At 70.0% G+C, this 14,492-nt stretch carries 14 protein-coding genes and 1 tRNA gene; 6 read left to right on the top strand and 9 right to left on the bottom strand.

The window, feature by feature from the left end; all coding sequences use genetic code 11:
* Positions 1-17: 17 nt before the first annotated feature.
* Positions 18-91: transfer RNA gene (locus ACZ7M2_RS20525), tRNA-Thr, on the bottom strand.
* 225 nt (positions 92-316) lie between these two features.
* On the opposite strand from ACZ7M2_RS20525, the gene ACZ7M2_RS20530 reads away from it, so the two are divergent.
* From ACZ7M2_RS20530 to ACZ7M2_RS20540, 3 genes are all read left to right on the top strand, one after another.
* Positions 317-1,453 (top strand): ABC transporter ATP-binding protein, encoded by a 1,137-nt coding sequence (locus ACZ7M2_RS20530; RefSeq protein ID WP_352044051.1) that lies wholly within the window; start codon positions 317-319, stop codon positions 1,451-1,453.
* A 246-nt stretch (positions 1,454-1,699) separates the two neighbouring features.
* The gene (locus ACZ7M2_RS20535) at positions 1,700-2,149 is read left to right on the top strand and encodes a hypothetical protein (protein ID WP_352044050.1); all 450 of its coding nucleotides are present in this window, start codon (positions 1,700-1,702) and stop codon (positions 2,147-2,149) included.
* Between the two features lie 95 nt (positions 2,150-2,244).
* Entirely contained in the window at positions 2,245-2,976 is a 732-nt protein-coding gene (locus ACZ7M2_RS20540; protein WP_392928385.1) for a nucleotidyltransferase family protein, read from the top strand.
* A 103-nt stretch (positions 2,977-3,079) separates the two neighbouring features.
* Here the strand turns inward: ACZ7M2_RS20540 and ACZ7M2_RS20545 are convergent, their stop codons facing one another.
* The 6 genes from ACZ7M2_RS20545 to ACZ7M2_RS20570 all read right to left on the bottom strand — a co-directional run bounded on the left by ACZ7M2_RS20545 (position 3,080) and on the right by ACZ7M2_RS20570 (position 9,736).
* Entirely contained in the window at positions 3,080-4,762 is a 1,683-nt protein-coding gene (locus tag ACZ7M2_RS20545; RefSeq protein ID WP_471596438.1) for a DoxX family protein, read from the bottom strand.
* 154 nt (positions 4,763-4,916) lie between these two features.
* Complete coding sequence (gene rlmB, locus ACZ7M2_RS20550) at positions 4,917-5,861, bottom strand: 23S rRNA (guanosine(2251)-2'-O)-methyltransferase RlmB (protein ID WP_181650868.1); 945 nt, start codon at positions 5,859-5,861, stop codon at positions 4,917-4,919.
* 143 nt (positions 5,862-6,004) lie between these two features.
* Complete coding sequence (cysS, locus tag ACZ7M2_RS20555; RefSeq protein WP_471596439.1) at positions 6,005-7,405, bottom strand: cysteine--tRNA ligase; 1,401 nt, start codon at positions 7,403-7,405, stop codon at positions 6,005-6,007.
* Between the two features lie 128 nt (positions 7,406-7,533).
* Complete coding sequence (ispF, locus tag ACZ7M2_RS20560; RefSeq protein WP_352044046.1) at positions 7,534-8,052, bottom strand: 2-C-methyl-D-erythritol 2,4-cyclodiphosphate synthase; 519 nt, start codon at positions 8,050-8,052, stop codon at positions 7,534-7,536.
* Complete coding sequence (gene ispD / locus ACZ7M2_RS20565) at positions 8,042-8,818, bottom strand: 2-C-methyl-D-erythritol 4-phosphate cytidylyltransferase (protein WP_471596440.1); 777 nt, start codon at positions 8,816-8,818, stop codon at positions 8,042-8,044. The genes ispF and ispD overlap by 11 nt, the downstream gene beginning before the upstream one ends.
* Positions 8,819-9,253: 435 nt before the next feature.
* Positions 9,254-9,736, bottom strand: coding sequence for a CarD family transcriptional regulator (locus tag ACZ7M2_RS20570; protein WP_003953493.1), 483 nt, complete (start codon positions 9,734-9,736; stop codon positions 9,254-9,256).
* Between the two features lie 646 nt (positions 9,737-10,382).
* Here ACZ7M2_RS20570 and ACZ7M2_RS20575 point away from each other — a divergent pair.
* On the top strand, positions 10,383-11,066 hold the full coding sequence (locus tag ACZ7M2_RS20575) for a copper chaperone PCu(A)C domain-containing protein (RefSeq protein ID WP_471596441.1): 684 nt from the start codon (positions 10,383-10,385) through the stop codon (positions 11,064-11,066).
* Between the two features lie 112 nt (positions 11,067-11,178).
* Here ACZ7M2_RS20575 and phoP read toward each other — a convergent pair whose 3' ends face one another.
* Entirely contained in the window at positions 11,179-11,850 is a 672-nt protein-coding gene (phoP, locus tag ACZ7M2_RS20580) for a two-component system response regulator PhoP (RefSeq protein WP_010985401.1), read from the bottom strand.
* A 5-nt stretch (positions 11,851-11,855) separates the two neighbouring features.
* A complete protein-coding gene (gene phoR, locus ACZ7M2_RS20585; protein WP_054232435.1) occupies positions 11,856-13,133 on the bottom strand; it encodes a two-component system sensor histidine kinase PhoR in 1,278 nt (425 codons plus the stop codon).
* Between the two features lie 238 nt (positions 13,134-13,371).
* On the opposite strand from phoR, the gene phoU reads away from it, so the two are divergent.
* Positions 13,372-14,061 (top strand): phosphate signaling complex protein PhoU, encoded by a 690-nt coding sequence (gene phoU / locus ACZ7M2_RS20590; protein ID WP_054232434.1) that lies wholly within the window; start codon positions 13,372-13,374, stop codon positions 14,059-14,061.
* A 187-nt stretch (positions 14,062-14,248) separates the two neighbouring features.
* A complete protein-coding gene (locus tag ACZ7M2_RS20595; RefSeq protein ID WP_167552125.1) occupies positions 14,249-14,401 on the top strand; it encodes a hypothetical protein in 153 nt (50 codons plus the stop codon).
* Positions 14,402-14,492 lie beyond the last annotated feature (91 nt).

Below are 14,492 nucleotides of genomic sequence, written 5' to 3' on the forward strand. Positions count from 1 at the left end.
TCCCAGGTAGTTCGCGGAGCCCCCTGTCGGATTCGAACCGACGACCTTCGCTTTACAAGAGCGGCGCTCTGACCAGCTGAGCTAAGGAGGCCTGCACGCGTGTGCCCGTGCAGTGTACCCAGGTCCCAGCCGCGCCCTCTCGAAAATTTCCGCGAAGTTCACAGGCCCCCAGCTACTGACAGACCAGGTGAACGCCAGGTACCGTCCTGAGCCAGTTCACTCTCGTGGACTACACCACCGCGAAGGCTTCGCGGTGGACACCACCTTTACAACGGATCGTCCGGCACGTTCCTGCCGGTGAAGGGGGCCCCTCACCATGGCCACTGTCTCGTTCGACAAGGCAACCCGGATCTACCCGGGTTCCGAGAAGCCCGCCGTCGATGCTCTGGAGATCGACATCGAGGACGGCGAGTTCCTCGTCCTCGTCGGTCCCTCCGGCTGCGGCAAGTCCACCTCGCTCCGCATGCTCGCGGGGCTCGAGGACGTGAACGCCGGCGCCATCCGCATCGGTGACCGCGACGTCACGCACCTGCCGCCCAAGGACCGGGACATCGCCATGGTGTTCCAGAACTACGCGCTCTACCCGCACATGACGGTCGCCGACAACATGGGCTTCGCGCTCAAGATCGCCGGTGTCCCGAAGGCCGAGATCCGCCAGAAGGTGGAGGACGCGGCGAAGATCCTCGACCTCACGGACTACCTCGCCCGCAAGCCGAAGGCCCTCTCCGGCGGTCAGCGCCAGCGTGTCGCGATGGGCCGCGCCATCGTGCGTGAGCCCCAGGTCTTCCTCATGGACGAGCCGCTGTCGAACCTCGACGCCAAGCTCCGTGTCTCGACCCGTACGCAGATCGCCTCGCTGCAGCGCCGCCTCGGCATCACCACCGTGTACGTCACCCACGACCAGGTCGAGGCCATGACCATGGGCGACCGTGTGGCCGTGCTCAAGGACGGTCTGCTCCAGCAGGTCGACTCGCCGCGCAACATGTACGACCGCCCCGCGAACCTGTTCGTCGCCGGGTTCATCGGCTCCCCCGCCATGAACCTCGTCGAGGTCCCGATCACGGACGGCGGCGTGAAGTTCGGCAACTCCGTCGTGCCGGTGAACCGCGAGGCCCTGAAGGCCGCCGCGGACAAGGGCGACCGCACCGTCACGGTCGGCGTCCGCCCGGAGCACTTCGACATCGTCGAGCACAACGGCGAAGCCGCCAAGTCGCTGACCAAGGACACCGCGGACGCCCCGGCCGGCCTCGCCGTCTCGGTGAACGTCGTCGAGGAGCTCGGCGCCGACGGTTACGTCTACGGCAGCGCCAAGGTCGACGACAAGCTCACGGACCTGGTCGTCCGCGTCAGCGGCCGCGCGGTCCCGGACAAGGGCGCCACGCTGCACGTCGTGCCGCGGCCGGGCGAGACCCACGTGTTCTCGACCTCCACGGGCGAGCGCCTCTCCGACTGATCGCCCTGATCGCCGCGAAAAGCAAGCCGGGGGGACGAAACCCGCGCCGCGGTCGAATTCACCCAAGTTGACGAAGAGGGCCCCACAGCCTGCTGTGGGGCCCTCTTCGTTGTCGACAAATACCCCGGCAAGCCGGTCATTTCGATCCCTGTACGTCAACTCGCCACCCAGCCAAAGCCGTTCCCCTATCCCCCGAACTGATTACTAAATGTCGCCAAATCATCACCCCGCGCTACCCTCACTCGCGTGAAGCACTCCACCACTAACCAACGGACCCGGCGTGGCCGTGGCCCCGCGCGCCGGATCGGTCGCACCCTCGCCCTCGTTCTGCCTGTCGTCCTGGTGCTTTCCGGGACCCTCGCGGTCACCCGAGTCAACTGGTCGGGGAACTCCTCGGACTCGGTGCTCACCGCCTCCTCCTCGGACGTCTCCTCGCGTGCCGTCTCCCGTGCCCCGCAGGACGTGCTGCGCGACCGGCTCCTGCTGGAGCTCCAGGAGGAGAACCCGGGCGTCGCCCTCACTCACCTCCAGGAGGCCGTGAACGGCCGCCCGTCGCTCGCCAAGCACTGCGTCTCCATCGCCCGCGCCCTCGGCCGCGCCGCGGTCCGCGCGTACGGCCCGACGCGCGCCCAGGCGTTCGCGCGCCCTGTCTGCGACACGTCCTTCGCATCGGGGGTCGCGGCCACGCATCTCTGAGCCCCATCGGCCCCACCTGTTCTGTCAGGTAACAGCTGCCTAAGGGAACGGTTGCCGACAGAAGCCGTGAGCGGGGCGCCACGTACAGTTCGGGCATGACCCATCCGAACGCCGCGTCACGCCCCGTTCAAGCCGTTGTCCTGGCCGGTGGTCAGGGCTCCCGACTGCGTCCCTACACCGACGACCGGCCCAAGCCGATGGTCGAGATCCCCGGCACCGGGACCCCGATCATCGGTCACCAGCTGACCTGGCTCGCCGAGGAAGGCGTCACGGACGTCGTCGTCTCGTGCGGCCACCTCGCCGAGGTCCTCCAGAAGTGGCTGGACTCGGCCGACCTCCCGGTCAACATCACGACGGTCGTCGAGACGGAACCGCTCGGCCGGGGCGGCGGCCTGAAGTACGCCGCCGCGCACCTCCCCCACCCGGACAAGCCCTGGTACGCGACGAACGGCGACATCTGGACCCGTTTCTCGCTGCGCGACATGGCGGACTTCCACACCGAGCGCGACGCCGTCGCGACGCTCGCCCTCGCCCGCCCGCGCATCCCGTGGGGCGCCGTCAAGACCGACGGCTTCGGACGCGTCACGGACTTCATCGAGTCGCCGCCGACCACGTACGAGATCAATGCGGGCGTCTACGTCTTCTCCGCCGAGTTCGCCGAACTGCTCCCCGAGCGCGGCGACCACGAGCGCACCACGTTCCCGCACCTGGCCCGCGAACGCCGCCTGGCCGGCTTCCCGCTCCCGCAGGGCGCCTACTGGCGCGCCATCGACACCGCGAAGGACCTCACGGAGGCGGCGAAGGAACTCGCGGCCCTGGGACGCTGAGAGCGGCCCTGGGACGCTGAGAGCCCCTTTGCGGCAGTACGAGGACGGGCCCCGCACATCTGATGTGCGGGGCCCGTCCTCGTACTGCCAGGGGCGTTACGCCTTACCCGAGGAGACCGCCGACCAGCTTGTCCGAGCCGCCGGAGGTGCCGCCACCACCACCGCCGCCGCTCGAACCGCCGGAGGAGGTGCCGCCGGCCGAGCCGCTGCCGCCGGTGCTGGAGCTGCCGCCGCTGGACGTCGGGCCCGCGCTGGTGCTCGGGGCCTGGTGGACCGGCGAGGACTGCTGGGGCGGGACCTGGCCGGTGCCCTGGGTCTGGCTGGGGCCGCTGGTGACCGTGCCGCCCGTCTCACGGACCGTGGCGCCCGGCGTGGTGGCCGCGCCCGACGGCGAGGAGGAGCTTCCGTGGGTGGGCGCCTTGGCCGAGGCCGAGGGAGTGGTGGCCTTGTGCTGGGGCGTGCCGGGCTCGTCGGGAAGCGGGGAACCGGGCAGTTCGTTGCGCGGGGCCTCGCCCGGTCCCGGCACGACCACCCGGTCGGCGTCACGGACGGCGCCGCCGAGGAGCGAGCCGATGAGGAGCGTGAGGCCGACGACGATGGCCGAGACGAGCGCGCCGCGGCGCAGCACCCGGTGCCGCAGGTCCCAGATGTCGGCGCGGGGCCCGAGCGTGCGCCAGGCCTCGCTCGCGAGGCGTCCGTCGACGGAGTAGACGGGCGCGCCCGCGATGATCAGCGGCGACCAGGCGGCGAGGTAGATGATGTCCGGCGCGTCGTACGCGGGAACCGTCTTCCAGCTGACGGTGACGATGAGCGCGGCCGACAGCATCGCGCCGACCACGGCGGCGACCCGCTGCCACAGCCCGAGCACCGTGAGGACGCCCACGATGACCTGGAGGAAGGCGATGACGAGTCCGGAGCCGACGGGGTGCTGGAGCGCGAACTGACGCAGCGGCTCGGCGACGTCCCAAGGGTGCAGCGTGTTCAGCCACTTGACCATGGAGCCGCGCTTGCCGCCGTCGAAGTAGACGGGGTCGCAGAGCTTGCCCATGCCGGCGTAGATGGAGATGAAGCCGAGGAAGACGCGGAGCGGGAGCAGCACCACGCCGAGGTTCATCCGGCGCCCGGGGTAGTAGGCGTGCCGGACCGGGTCCGAGGCGTGCCGCCTGGCGGGTGTGCCGCCGCCGTCGTCGGGGTCCTCCGCCGCGAACTGCCCGCCCGTGTAGCGCGGTTCGTCGTACGCGCTGTCCACGCTGCGCATGTTCGGCAGCAGCCGGGTCCCCGCGGAGTCGTGGTCGTGGCCGCGTTGGCTGCCGACGAGGGGCGTCTCGACCGTGTCGACGGTCAAGTCGCCCGCGTAGCCCTGGTGTTCGTCGAGGCGGGGGATGACCTGGGTGGCGCCGCCGTCGCCCGTCGGGTCCGCGGCGCCGTGGCGCACGCTGGTGCTGCGCACGGCCTGCAGCAGGCGGTGGGCGCCGGTGTCGTCGGGGTCGGACCGCCCGCTCCAGACGACGGGTGCGCGACGGCGGGCCCCGGCGGCCGGGCCGCCCGCTCTGCCCGCCGTACCGACGACGGGGATCCGCGCGGTGTCGTCGGCGCTCAAGTGCCGTGCGACGCGCCAGGATGGGGTCCGCGTCGCGCCGCCTAGCTGCACGCGGAAGCTCGCATGATTGACGATGACCTGCGCCGGATCGCTCGGCACCTTCACCATGCTCAGCGCGGGAGCGTCGTCGAATCCCGACGAGCGGTCCCCCGTGGGTGTGCGGGGTGTTCTGGTGTCCACACTCATCTAACCGAGTGATGTGTGTTTAGGACACTGCTTTGACTGCGCCGATCTGTCCGGACCGCGTCAAGGTCATCCCGAACATCCCGATTGCCCCACGGGGGTGACTCACTCAGACGTCCGCCCAAACGCCTGTTCAGATATCCGTTCGGACGTCTGTTCAGACGCGTCGGCGCGAGGCCTCGTACAGCACGACTCCCGCCGCGACACCGGCGTTCAGCGACTCGGTGCCGCCCGGCATCGGAATCCGCACCCGGAAGTCGCAGGTCTCGCCGACCAGTCGGGACAGACCCTTGCCCTCGCTGCCGACGACGATGACGACGGGACCGCCGAGGGCCTCCAGATCACCGACCTCGACCTCGCCGTCCGCGGCGAGTCCGACGACGACGAGACCGGCCTTCTTGTACGACTCAAGGGCCCGCGTCAGGTTGGCGGCTCGGGCGACAGGCGTACGGGCGGCGGCACCGGCCGACGTCTTCCAGGCACCGGCGGTCATGCCGGCCGCGCGCCGCTCGGGCACGACGACGCCGTGGCCGCCGAAGGCCGAGACGGAACGGACGACGGCGCCCAGGTTCCGGGGGTCGGTCACGCCGTCGAGGGCGACGATCAGCGGGTCCTGGCCCTCGTCGTACGCGGCGGCAGCGAGGTCCTCGGGGTGCGCGTACTCGTACGGCGGGACCTGGAGGACGAGACCCTGGTGGTTGAGCCCGTTGGTCATGCGGTCGAGCTCGGGGCGCGGGGCCTCCATGAGGTGGATGCCGCCGCGCTCACCGGCGAGCTGGAGCGCCTCGCGCACCCGCTCGTCGTTGTCGATGAACTGCTGCACGTACAGCATCGAGGCGGGCACGCCCTCGCGCAGCGCCTCCACGACCGAGTTGCGCCCGACGACCATCTCGGAGGTGCCCTTGCCGCCGCGCCCGCGCGGGGTGGCGGGACGACGCGCGATCTGCTTCGCCTTGGCGCCCGCGATGCGGTTCTTCTTGTGCCCCTTGCGCATCTCGGCGGGCGGGGTGGGGCCCTTGCCTTCCAGGCCCCGGCGTCGCTGGCCGCCACTGCCGACCTGCGCGCCCTTCTTGCCGGACATGCGGCGGTTGTTAGCGGCCATGACCTACCTGTCTGTGTGAGGCGAGCGTGCGTACGTTCTTGAGGTGTCGTATATGCAGTGTGCCGCCCGGAGGCCCGGGCGGCACAATCGATCAAGGCCCAGGGGCCCCGAGGAGGCCCTGAGAAAGCCCCGAGGGGGCCCGCTCAGCGGGGGCCGAGCGTCCAGCGCGGTCCCTGCGGGCCGTCCTCGATGACCAGACCGGACTGGTTGAGCTGGTCGCGGATGGCGTCCGCGGTGGCCCAGTCCTTGCGGGTGCGGGCGGCCTCGCGCTGGTCGAGGACCATCCGGACCAGGGTGTCGACGACGCCGTGCAGGTCCTCACCGCGGTCGCCCTCGCCGGCCCACTGCTCGTCGAGCGGGTCGAGCCCGAGGACGCCGAGCATGGCCCGCACCTCGGCGAGGCGGGCGACGGCGGCTTCCTTGTCGTCGGCGGCCAGGGCCGAATTCCCCTGTCGCACGGTCGTGTGCACGATGGCGAGCGCCTGCGGGACGCCCAGGTCGTCGTCCATGGCCTCGGCGAAGGCGGGCGGCACCTCGGCGGCGGGCTCGACGACGCCCCCCGCCTTCTCGACGACCCGCTGCACGAAGCCCTCGATGCGCGCGAACGCCGATTCGGCCTCGCGCAGGGCCTCTTCGCTGTACTCGATCATCGAGCGGTAGTGCGGGGTGCCGAGGTAGTAGCGCAGCACGATCGGACGCCACGTCTTGACCATCTCGGAGACAAGTACGGAGTTGCCCAGGGACTTCGCCATCTTCTCGCCGGCGATGGTGACCCAGGCGTTGTGGACCCAGTACTTCGCGAACTCGTCGCCGAAGGCCTTGGCCTGCGCGATCTCGTTCTCGTGGTGCGGGAAGATCAGGTCGATCCCGCCGCCGTGGATGTCGAACGCGGGGCCCAGGTACTTGTGGGCCATGGCGGAGCACTCCAGGTGCCAGCCGGGCCGGCCCCGTCCCCACGGCGTCTCCCAGCTCGGCTCGCCCGGCTTCGCGGTCTTCCACATGGCGAAGTCGCGCGGGTCCCGCTTGCCGGTCTCGCCGACACCGGACGGCTGCTGGAGGTTGTCCAGCTCCTGGTTGGACAGCTGGAGGTACCCGGGGAAGGACCGCACGTCGAAGTAGACGTTCCCGTCCGACTCGTACGCGTGCCCGCGCTCGATGAGCCCGCGCATCATCTCCACCATCTCGGTGATGTGCCCGGTGGCCCGCGGCTCGTAGGTGGGCGGCAGGCAGCCGAGCGCGGCGTACCCGTCGTTGAACGCGCGCTCGTTCTCGTACCCGATCGACCACCAAGGGCGGCCCTGGTCCGCCGACTTGGTGATGATCTTGTCGTCGATGTCGGTCACGTTGCGGATGAACGTGACGTCGTACCCGCGGTACTCGAACCAGCGGCGCATGATGTCGAAGTTGAGGCCCGAGCGGATGTGCCCGATGTGCGGTGCGGCCTGCACGGTGGCGCCACACAGGTAGATCGAGACACAACCCGGCTTGAGCGGGGAGAAGTCACGGATCTGCCGGGCGCTGGTGTCGTACAGGCGAATGGTCACCACTCCAGGGTAGTGGGCCACAGGGAGTGCCCCGCGACCTTCCCTCGCAAGGAGGACTTATTCGTGACATCTGCGGGCGGCCACCGGTCTCTCGACACCTCCGGCATCGAGGACGAGGCCGACGCGCGTCAGGGCGTGCGGGCCACCAGAGCCGTGGCGATCGCCATCAGGCCCTCGTCGCGGCCCGGGAAGCCGAGGCCGTCCGTCGTGGCGCCGGAGACCGACACCGGTGCCCCGACCGCCTCGGAGAGGATCTTCTGCGCCTCGTCCCGTCGTTTCCCGATCTTCGGTCGGGGCCCGACGACCTGGACGGCGACGTTGCCGATGGTGAAGCCCGCCGCTCGGACGATTCGCGCGGCCTCCGTCAGCAGCGTGACCCCGGACGCGCCGGACCACTCGGGGCGACCGGTCCCGAAGTGGGCGCCGAGGTCACCGATCCCCGCCGCCGAGAACAGCGCGTTGCAGGCGGCGTGCGCGACGACGTCCGCGTCGGAGTGCCCTGCGAGCCCCGGCCCCTCGCCCTCCCAGAGCAGCCCGGCGCACCACAGCTCCCGCCCCTCTTCGAAGGCGTGGATGTCGGTACCGATGCCGACCTGCGGCAGCACCATGGGCACCGGCGCGGGTGACTCGGAAGCCTCAGAAGCCATCGTTGGCCCTCCTGCGCGCGAGGACCGCCTCCGCGAGGACGAGGTCCAGGGGACGCGTCACCTTGAAAGCCTCCTCGTGACCCGGCACGACCACCACCCGCTCCCCGAGCTGCTCGACCATGCTCGCGTCGTCCGTCACGTTGTCGGTGACGGTCTCGTGGGCGCGGACGAGGGTGGCGCGGTCGAACCCCTGCGGCGTCTGCACGGCCCGCAGCCGCGCCCGCTCGGGCGTGGCGACGACGGGCTCCGGCATCCCCGGCTCGCTCGCCGGCTCGACCTGCTTGACGGTGTCCGAGAGCGGCAGCGCGGGTACGACGGCGGGCGCGCCGTCGCGTACGGCCTCGATGACGGCGTCGACCGTGTCCACCGGTACGAGCGGGCGGGCCGCGTCGTGCACGAGGACGATGTCGACGCCGGGGGGCAGCGCGTCGAGCCCGTACTTCACGGACTCCTGACGGCTGTCTCCGCCGGGGACGACGAGGAAGTCGGTCCTCCCCCAGCTACCGCCGGGGGTGCCCCCAGGCAGCGCGTGCGTGTCGAGCAGCGCCTTCACCTCGGCGGCACCGTCGGGCGGGGCCACGACGACGACCAGCGACACCGCGCGGGAGGCGGCCATGGCGCGCACCGCGTGGATGAGCATGGGGGTCCCGTTCAGCGCGCGAAGCGCCTTGGGGGCGCCTGGACCGAGGCGCACGCCCCGTCCGGCGGCCGGAATCACGGCCGCCGTGCGGCCTCCGGACAGCGAGGAGCGCGAATCGTCAGACATCGGTTCCTGTCAGGTTTGTGTACTCGGCGTGCTTGGGTATGGCCTGGGCGTGCCCCTTGCTCGAGCGAAGCCGAGAGCTCGGGGCAGTGCCGGGCGCGAGCCCTGACCGGACCCTTCCGTGACATCCGGTCGAGCAAGCTGTCCGGGCCCGGCACGCCAAGTATCGGGGACGCGGGTATCGACGCGGCACCGGGGACGCAGGCCCATGGAACACAGGTGTACTCGGTGTACTCCATGGGACACAGGTGAATTCGGAGCCACACGTTTCCGAAATTGCGCGGGTACGAACATGCCGCAGCGCCCGGCGACAGCCATCGTGTGGAGCGACAGCAATTACGTCATCGGGCACCGCGGCATTTCATTGCGCAGCTGTGCGGCCTTGTGTGGACGCCGGGACGACCGCCGGGTGAGCGGCCACCGTCTCGACTGTCTGCGTCAGGACGCGAGAACCTCGTCGAGCAGGGCTTCGGCCTTGTCCTCGTTGGTGTTCTCCGCGAGGGCGAGCTCGCTCACCAGGATCTGGCGGGCCTTGGCGAGCATGCGCTTCTCTCCGGCGGAGAGTCCGCGTTCGCGCTCACGACGCCACAGGTCACGCACGACTTCCGCGACCTTGATGACATCGCCGGAGGCGAGCTTCTCCAGATTTGCCTTGTAACGACGAGACCAGTTCGTGGGCTCCTCGGCGTACGGCGCGCGCAGCACCTCGAAGACCCGGTCCAGCCCATCCTGACCGACCACATCACGCACGCCGACGAACTCCGCATTGTCCGCTGGCACACGCACCGTCAGGTCGCCCTGGGCGACCTTCAGCACCAAGTAGGTCTTGTCCACGCCTTTGATCTGGCGAGTTTCGATGGCCTCGATCAGCGCGGCCCCGTGATGGGGATAGACCACGGTGTCGCCAACCTTGAACGTCATGTGACAGGTACCCCTTCCGTGGCTATCCAGGGTAACACGGAAACGGCGTCTTCTGAATGGCGTTTTCGCAGGTCAGGGCATATCTCGGGGCTTGACAACCGCGACAGGAACGTGCTGCGAAGAGGGAGCGGAAGAGGGTATTCGCAGGTGGGAGCGGCTGTTCAGGGCAAGAGAAACGCGTACGTTACACACACCGGACGTTCCTGACCAGGGTCTGAACATCCCGGTTTGTCCCGCTCCAGGAGCATGACTTCCGCTACTCCGTTCGGTGAGCGGAGTCGGGTACGAGACGAATCCGGAATTGATCACGGACCGCGCCGATCTACCGATGATCAATTTTCCGGACCGCCGTGGATTCCTTACCGGAAAACCCCAAGTGGATCTCGTCGCTACTCTCGCGGCAACCCGTACAGGCACTTATGTGAATGGCGGACGAACAGAAGCTCAAAGTAGCTGATGAGGCGGACCGGAACCACTCGAGGACCGGGGCGCACGAGCGGCGCAACGGGGCTCGCGGGCGCCAAGGGGCGGGTCGGGTGCGGCGGCGTGGGAACGGCTCGGTAACCTAAGGCCGCTGACAGACCCTTAGGGCGGCTTTACACCGGAGCCGCTCTGCTTCGCCCACGTTCAAGGAGTTGCCGCCGCCGTGAGCAGCAGCCTTCGACGCGGCGCTCTTGCCGCCGCCGCCATTGCGTTCTCGATCGCCTCGCTCGCCGCATGCGGCGCCGGCAACAACGCACAGACGCTGGAGGTCAAGCCGGACAACGCGGCGACCAGCGTCGGCGACATCAAGATCCAGAACGCCCTCGTCATCACCCAGCCCGACACGACGTCCAAAGGCCCGGCGGTGGTCTCCGCGACCGTCTTCAACAACGGCCGCACCCCGCAGACCCTCGACTCGGTCACGATCGGCGGCGACGGCGTCGCCCAGATCACGCCCGCCAAGGGCGGCGGCAAGCTGACCATCCCCGCCGGCGGCCACGTCACCCTGGGCGGCGAGGGCAACGCCTCCGCGGCCCTCAGCAACCCCGGCGCGGCCGTCAAGGACGGCAACGCCCAGCCGATCACCTTCACCTTCAGCAAGACCGGTGACGTGAAGCTGCGCGCGTTCGTCGTCCCGGCCGAGAGCTACTTCACCAAGTGGGGCCCCACCACCATCCCCGCGGCGCCCGGCGCCACGGCCACCGGCTCCGCGACCTCCTCGAAGTCGCCGAAGGCCTCGACCTCGCCGTCCGGCTCCGTCTCGGGCACGCCCGGCGACGCGGCCTCGGCGAGCGCGACGGCCACGGGCACGGCCACCGCGACGGCCTCCTCGTCGGCCGGCCACTGATCCAGCACGCACGAAGGGCGGTACCCCGAAGGGTGCCGCCCTTTGTCGCACGTCCCGCCCTTTGCCCTACGGGTGGGTCGCGTCGCACGTACCGCCGTGAGACGGGTTCGGTCTACGGCTCGAACTTGTAGCCGAGGCCACGCACCGTGACCAGGTATCGCGGCGCGCCCGGGTCCGGCTCGATCTTGGCGCGCAGACGCTTCACGTGGACGTCCAGCGTCTTGGTGTCGCCCACGTAGTCGGCCCCCCACACCCGGTCGATGAGCTGCATACGGGTCAGCACGCGGCCCGCGTTCCTGAGCAGCATCTCCAGGAGGTCGAACTCCTTCAGGGGCAGGTCGACCTTGGAGCCGGAGACGGTCACCACGTGGCGGTCGACGTCCATCCGGACGGGTCCCGCCTCGAGAGCGGCCGGGGTGACCTCCTCCGGCTCCCCGCGGCGACGCAGGACGGCCCGGATACGGGCGACCAGTTCGCGGGAGGAGAAGGGCTTGGTGACGTAGTCGTCGGCTCCTATTTCCAGCCCAACGACCTTGTCGATCTCGCTGTCCTTGGCGGTGACCATGATCACCGGGACGTTGGAGCGGCCGCGCAGCTGGCGGCAGACCTCCGTGCCGGGCAGCCCCGGCAGCATCAGGTCGAGGAGGACGAGGTCGGCGCCGTTGCGCTCGAACTCGTCGAGTCCGTCGGGCCCGGTGGTCGCGATGGCGACCTCGAAGCCCTCCTTGCGGAGCATGTACGACAGGGCGTCGGAGAAGGACTCCTCGTCCTCGACGACGAGCACACGGGTCACGGAAGGACCTCCGGAGCGGGAAGCGGTTCATACGGGGATGTGACGGTGGTCGTCCCGTCGGGCTGCCCGTTCTCGTCCTCATCGTCGAGTCCGGGCATGTCGTGGTCGATCCCGCGGTCGCGGGCCGCGGCCGCCTCAGGCAGCCGCAGGGTGAACGTGGAGCCCTGACCCTCGGAGCTCCACACGGTGACCTCCCCGCCGTGCGAGGCGGCCACGTGCTTGACGATCGCGAGACCGAGACCCGTACCGCCGGTCTGGCGGGAACGGGCCGGGTCGACGCGGTAGAAGCGCTCGAAGACGCGCTCCCGGTCCTTCTCCGAGATGCCGATGCCCTGGTCGGTCACGGCGATCTCGATGAGGTCTCCGCCGGGCGCGGTCACCCGGCGCGCGGCTATGCCCACCCGGGTGCGGGCGGGCGAGTAGTTGACGGCGTTCTCGACGAGGTTGCCGAGGGCGGCGGCCAGCTGGCCCCGGTTCCCCCAGATACTCAGGTCGGCGGTACCGCCGGCGGCCATGGTGATCTGCTTGGTGCCTGCCTGGTGACGGCACCGGTCGATGGCCTCGGCGACCAGCTCGTCCACGCGGACCGGCTCGGCGTCCTCGAGGGGATCGTCGTTCTGCACCCTCGACAGGTCGATGAGCTCCTGGACGAGGTTGGTGAGCCGGGTGGCCTCTATCTGCATACGTCCGGCGAAGCGCTCGACGGCCTCCGGATCGTCCGAGGCGTCCATGACGGCCTCGGAGAGGAGGGAGAGCGCGCCGACGGGCGTCTTGAGCTCGTGGCTGACGTTCGCGACGAAGTCGCGCCGTACCGCTTCGATCCGCCGGGCCTCGGTGAGGTCCTCGACGAGGAGCAGCACGAGCCGGGAGCCCAGCGGGGCGACTCTCGCGGAGACGGCCAGGGCCTCCCCCCGTCCGGTCCCCCGCCTCGGCAGATCCAGCTCGACCTGGCGTATTTCCCCGTCGCGACGGGTGTCGCGGGCCATCTGCATCATCGGCTCGACGGCGAGCTTGCCGCCGCGCACCAGCCCGAGGGCGTACGCGGCTGAGCTGGCCTTGACCACGGCATCGGCCTCGTCGAGGACGACGGCCGAGGACCGGAGCACGGAGAGCACCGTGTCGACGCCCGGCGGAAGCACCGGGTCCGTGTGCAGGGATGTGCGGGTGGGGCGTTTCTGGTCGCGCTCGCTCCAGCGGAACGCCAGCATGGCGATGACACCGGTGAGCACTCCGGCGATCGCTGCCGCTGCGGCGACCGCCGCGTTCACGTCCATGCTCCCAGGTTAGGCATGTCGTCATGCCGACCCACAGCCATCGGAGTGCGACCTCGAACACTCGTCGCCCAGAGTTCACCCAGGAGCCAGGGATGGTTCATTTGGGGTGACGGAAACGGACGCGTACGGGCCGGAACGTGGGAGCGTGGGGTTCACGGGGCCCGTCCGACGGTCCGTCCGGCGGTCAGGGCAGCCCGGCCCCCGGGCCCCAAGCTGACGTAAGAGAGGGACAAACCAGATGCGTGACGCGTACCACGAGGAACTTGACTCGATCGGCGACGGCCTGGTCGACATGGCCCGGCTCGTCGGATCGGCGATCGGGCGCGCCACGACGGCCATCCTCGACGCCGATCTGAAGCTCGCCGAGAGCGTGATCGCGGCCGACCAGAAGGTCGACGATCTCCAGCACGAGCTCGAAGCCCGCGCGATAGCCCTGCTGGCCCGCCAGCAGCCGGTGGCGACGGACCTGCGTATCGTCGTCACCTCGCTCCGCATGTCCGCCGACCTGGAGCGCTCCGGCGACCTGGCCCAGCACGTGGCGAAGCTGGCCCGGCTGCGCTTCCCCGAGCGTGCGATCCCGCACGACCTGCACGCCACGATCCTGGAGATGGGCCAGCTCGCGCAGCGCCTGATGGCGAAGGCGGCCGAGGTGATCATCACGAAGGACGTCGACCTGGCGCTCCAGCTGGAGCAGGACGACGACGAGATGGACCTGCTGCACCGCACGCTCTTCCAGCACCTGCTGGACGACCGCTGGAAGCACGGCATCGAGACCGCCGTCGACGTCACCCTCCTTGGCCGTTACTACGAGCGCTTCGCCGACCACGCGGTGTCGGTGGCCAAGCGCGTGGTGTACCTGGTGACGGGTGAGCACGCGGACGAGCTCCAGCCCGACATTCAGCCGGTCACGGGGGCCGAGGGCGTCTGAGGTCCGGGAGCACCCGGGGCTGCCGTCTCACTCCGGGGGCGCGGGCGAGCCTCAGTGCGCCGTTGATGCGCCCAGGGTAGCGGGCATGCAATGGGGGTAGGCACCCGCGCCTACGCCCGGGCGCCTAGGCGTACAGGCGTAGGCACCGGCCTCGATGCCTCATTGAGGCCTCATTGAGGAGGACACCATGGCCGATTCTCCCGCCACGCCCGACCCGACCCTGGACCGCGACACCGACCAGCCCGCCGACATCAAAAGCCTCCCTCTGTTCGGCGCCTGCGGCTGCGGCTCCGGCTGCGGGTGCGGCTGCCAGTCGGGCAACCCGTGCCAGTGCGGCTGATCACCTAGCCCCACCCAGAGGGGCCCCGTCACCACGACGGGGCCCCTTCTGCATGCGTGTCACTCGGCATACGCGTCACCAGACCGGGACC

The sequence above is a fragment of the Streptomyces sp. NPDC111507 genome (assembly GCF_055638955.1).

What these genes read in the sequence shown, in the direction of transcription:
- phoR (WP_054232435.1), bottom strand. Translation starts at nt 13,133, where the DNA reads ATGGACGTGAACGCGGCGGTCGCCGCAGCGGCAGCGATCGCCGGAGTG.
- ispF (WP_352044046.1), bottom strand. Translation starts at nt 8,052, where the DNA reads ATGGCTTCTGAGGCTTCCGAGTCACCCGCGCCGGTGCCCATGGTGCTG.
- phoU (WP_054232434.1), top strand. Translation starts at nt 13,372, where the DNA reads ATGCGTGACGCGTACCACGAGGAACTTGACTCGATCGGCGACGGCCTG.
- ispD (WP_471596440.1), bottom strand. Translation starts at nt 8,818, where the DNA reads ATGTCTGACGATTCGCGCTCCTCGCTGTCCGGAGGCCGCACGGCGGCC.
- ACZ7M2_RS20530 (WP_352044051.1), top strand. Translation starts at nt 317, where the DNA reads ATGGCCACTGTCTCGTTCGACAAGGCAACCCGGATCTACCCGGGTTCC.
- ACZ7M2_RS20540 (WP_392928385.1), top strand. Translation starts at nt 2,245, where the DNA reads ATGACCCATCCGAACGCCGCGTCACGCCCCGTTCAAGCCGTTGTCCTG.
- rlmB (WP_181650868.1), bottom strand. Translation starts at nt 5,861, where the DNA reads ATGGCCGCTAACAACCGCCGCATGTCCGGCAAGAAGGGCGCGCAGGTC.
- ACZ7M2_RS20570 (WP_003953493.1), bottom strand. Translation starts at nt 9,736, where the DNA reads ATGACGTTCAAGGTTGGCGACACCGTGGTCTATCCCCATCACGGGGCC.
- ACZ7M2_RS20595 (WP_167552125.1), top strand. Translation starts at nt 14,249, where the DNA reads ATGGCCGATTCTCCCGCCACGCCCGACCCGACCCTGGACCGCGACACC.
- ACZ7M2_RS20545 (WP_471596438.1), bottom strand. Translation starts at nt 4,762, where the DNA reads ATGAGTGTGGACACCAGAACACCCCGCACACCCACGGGGGACCGCTCG.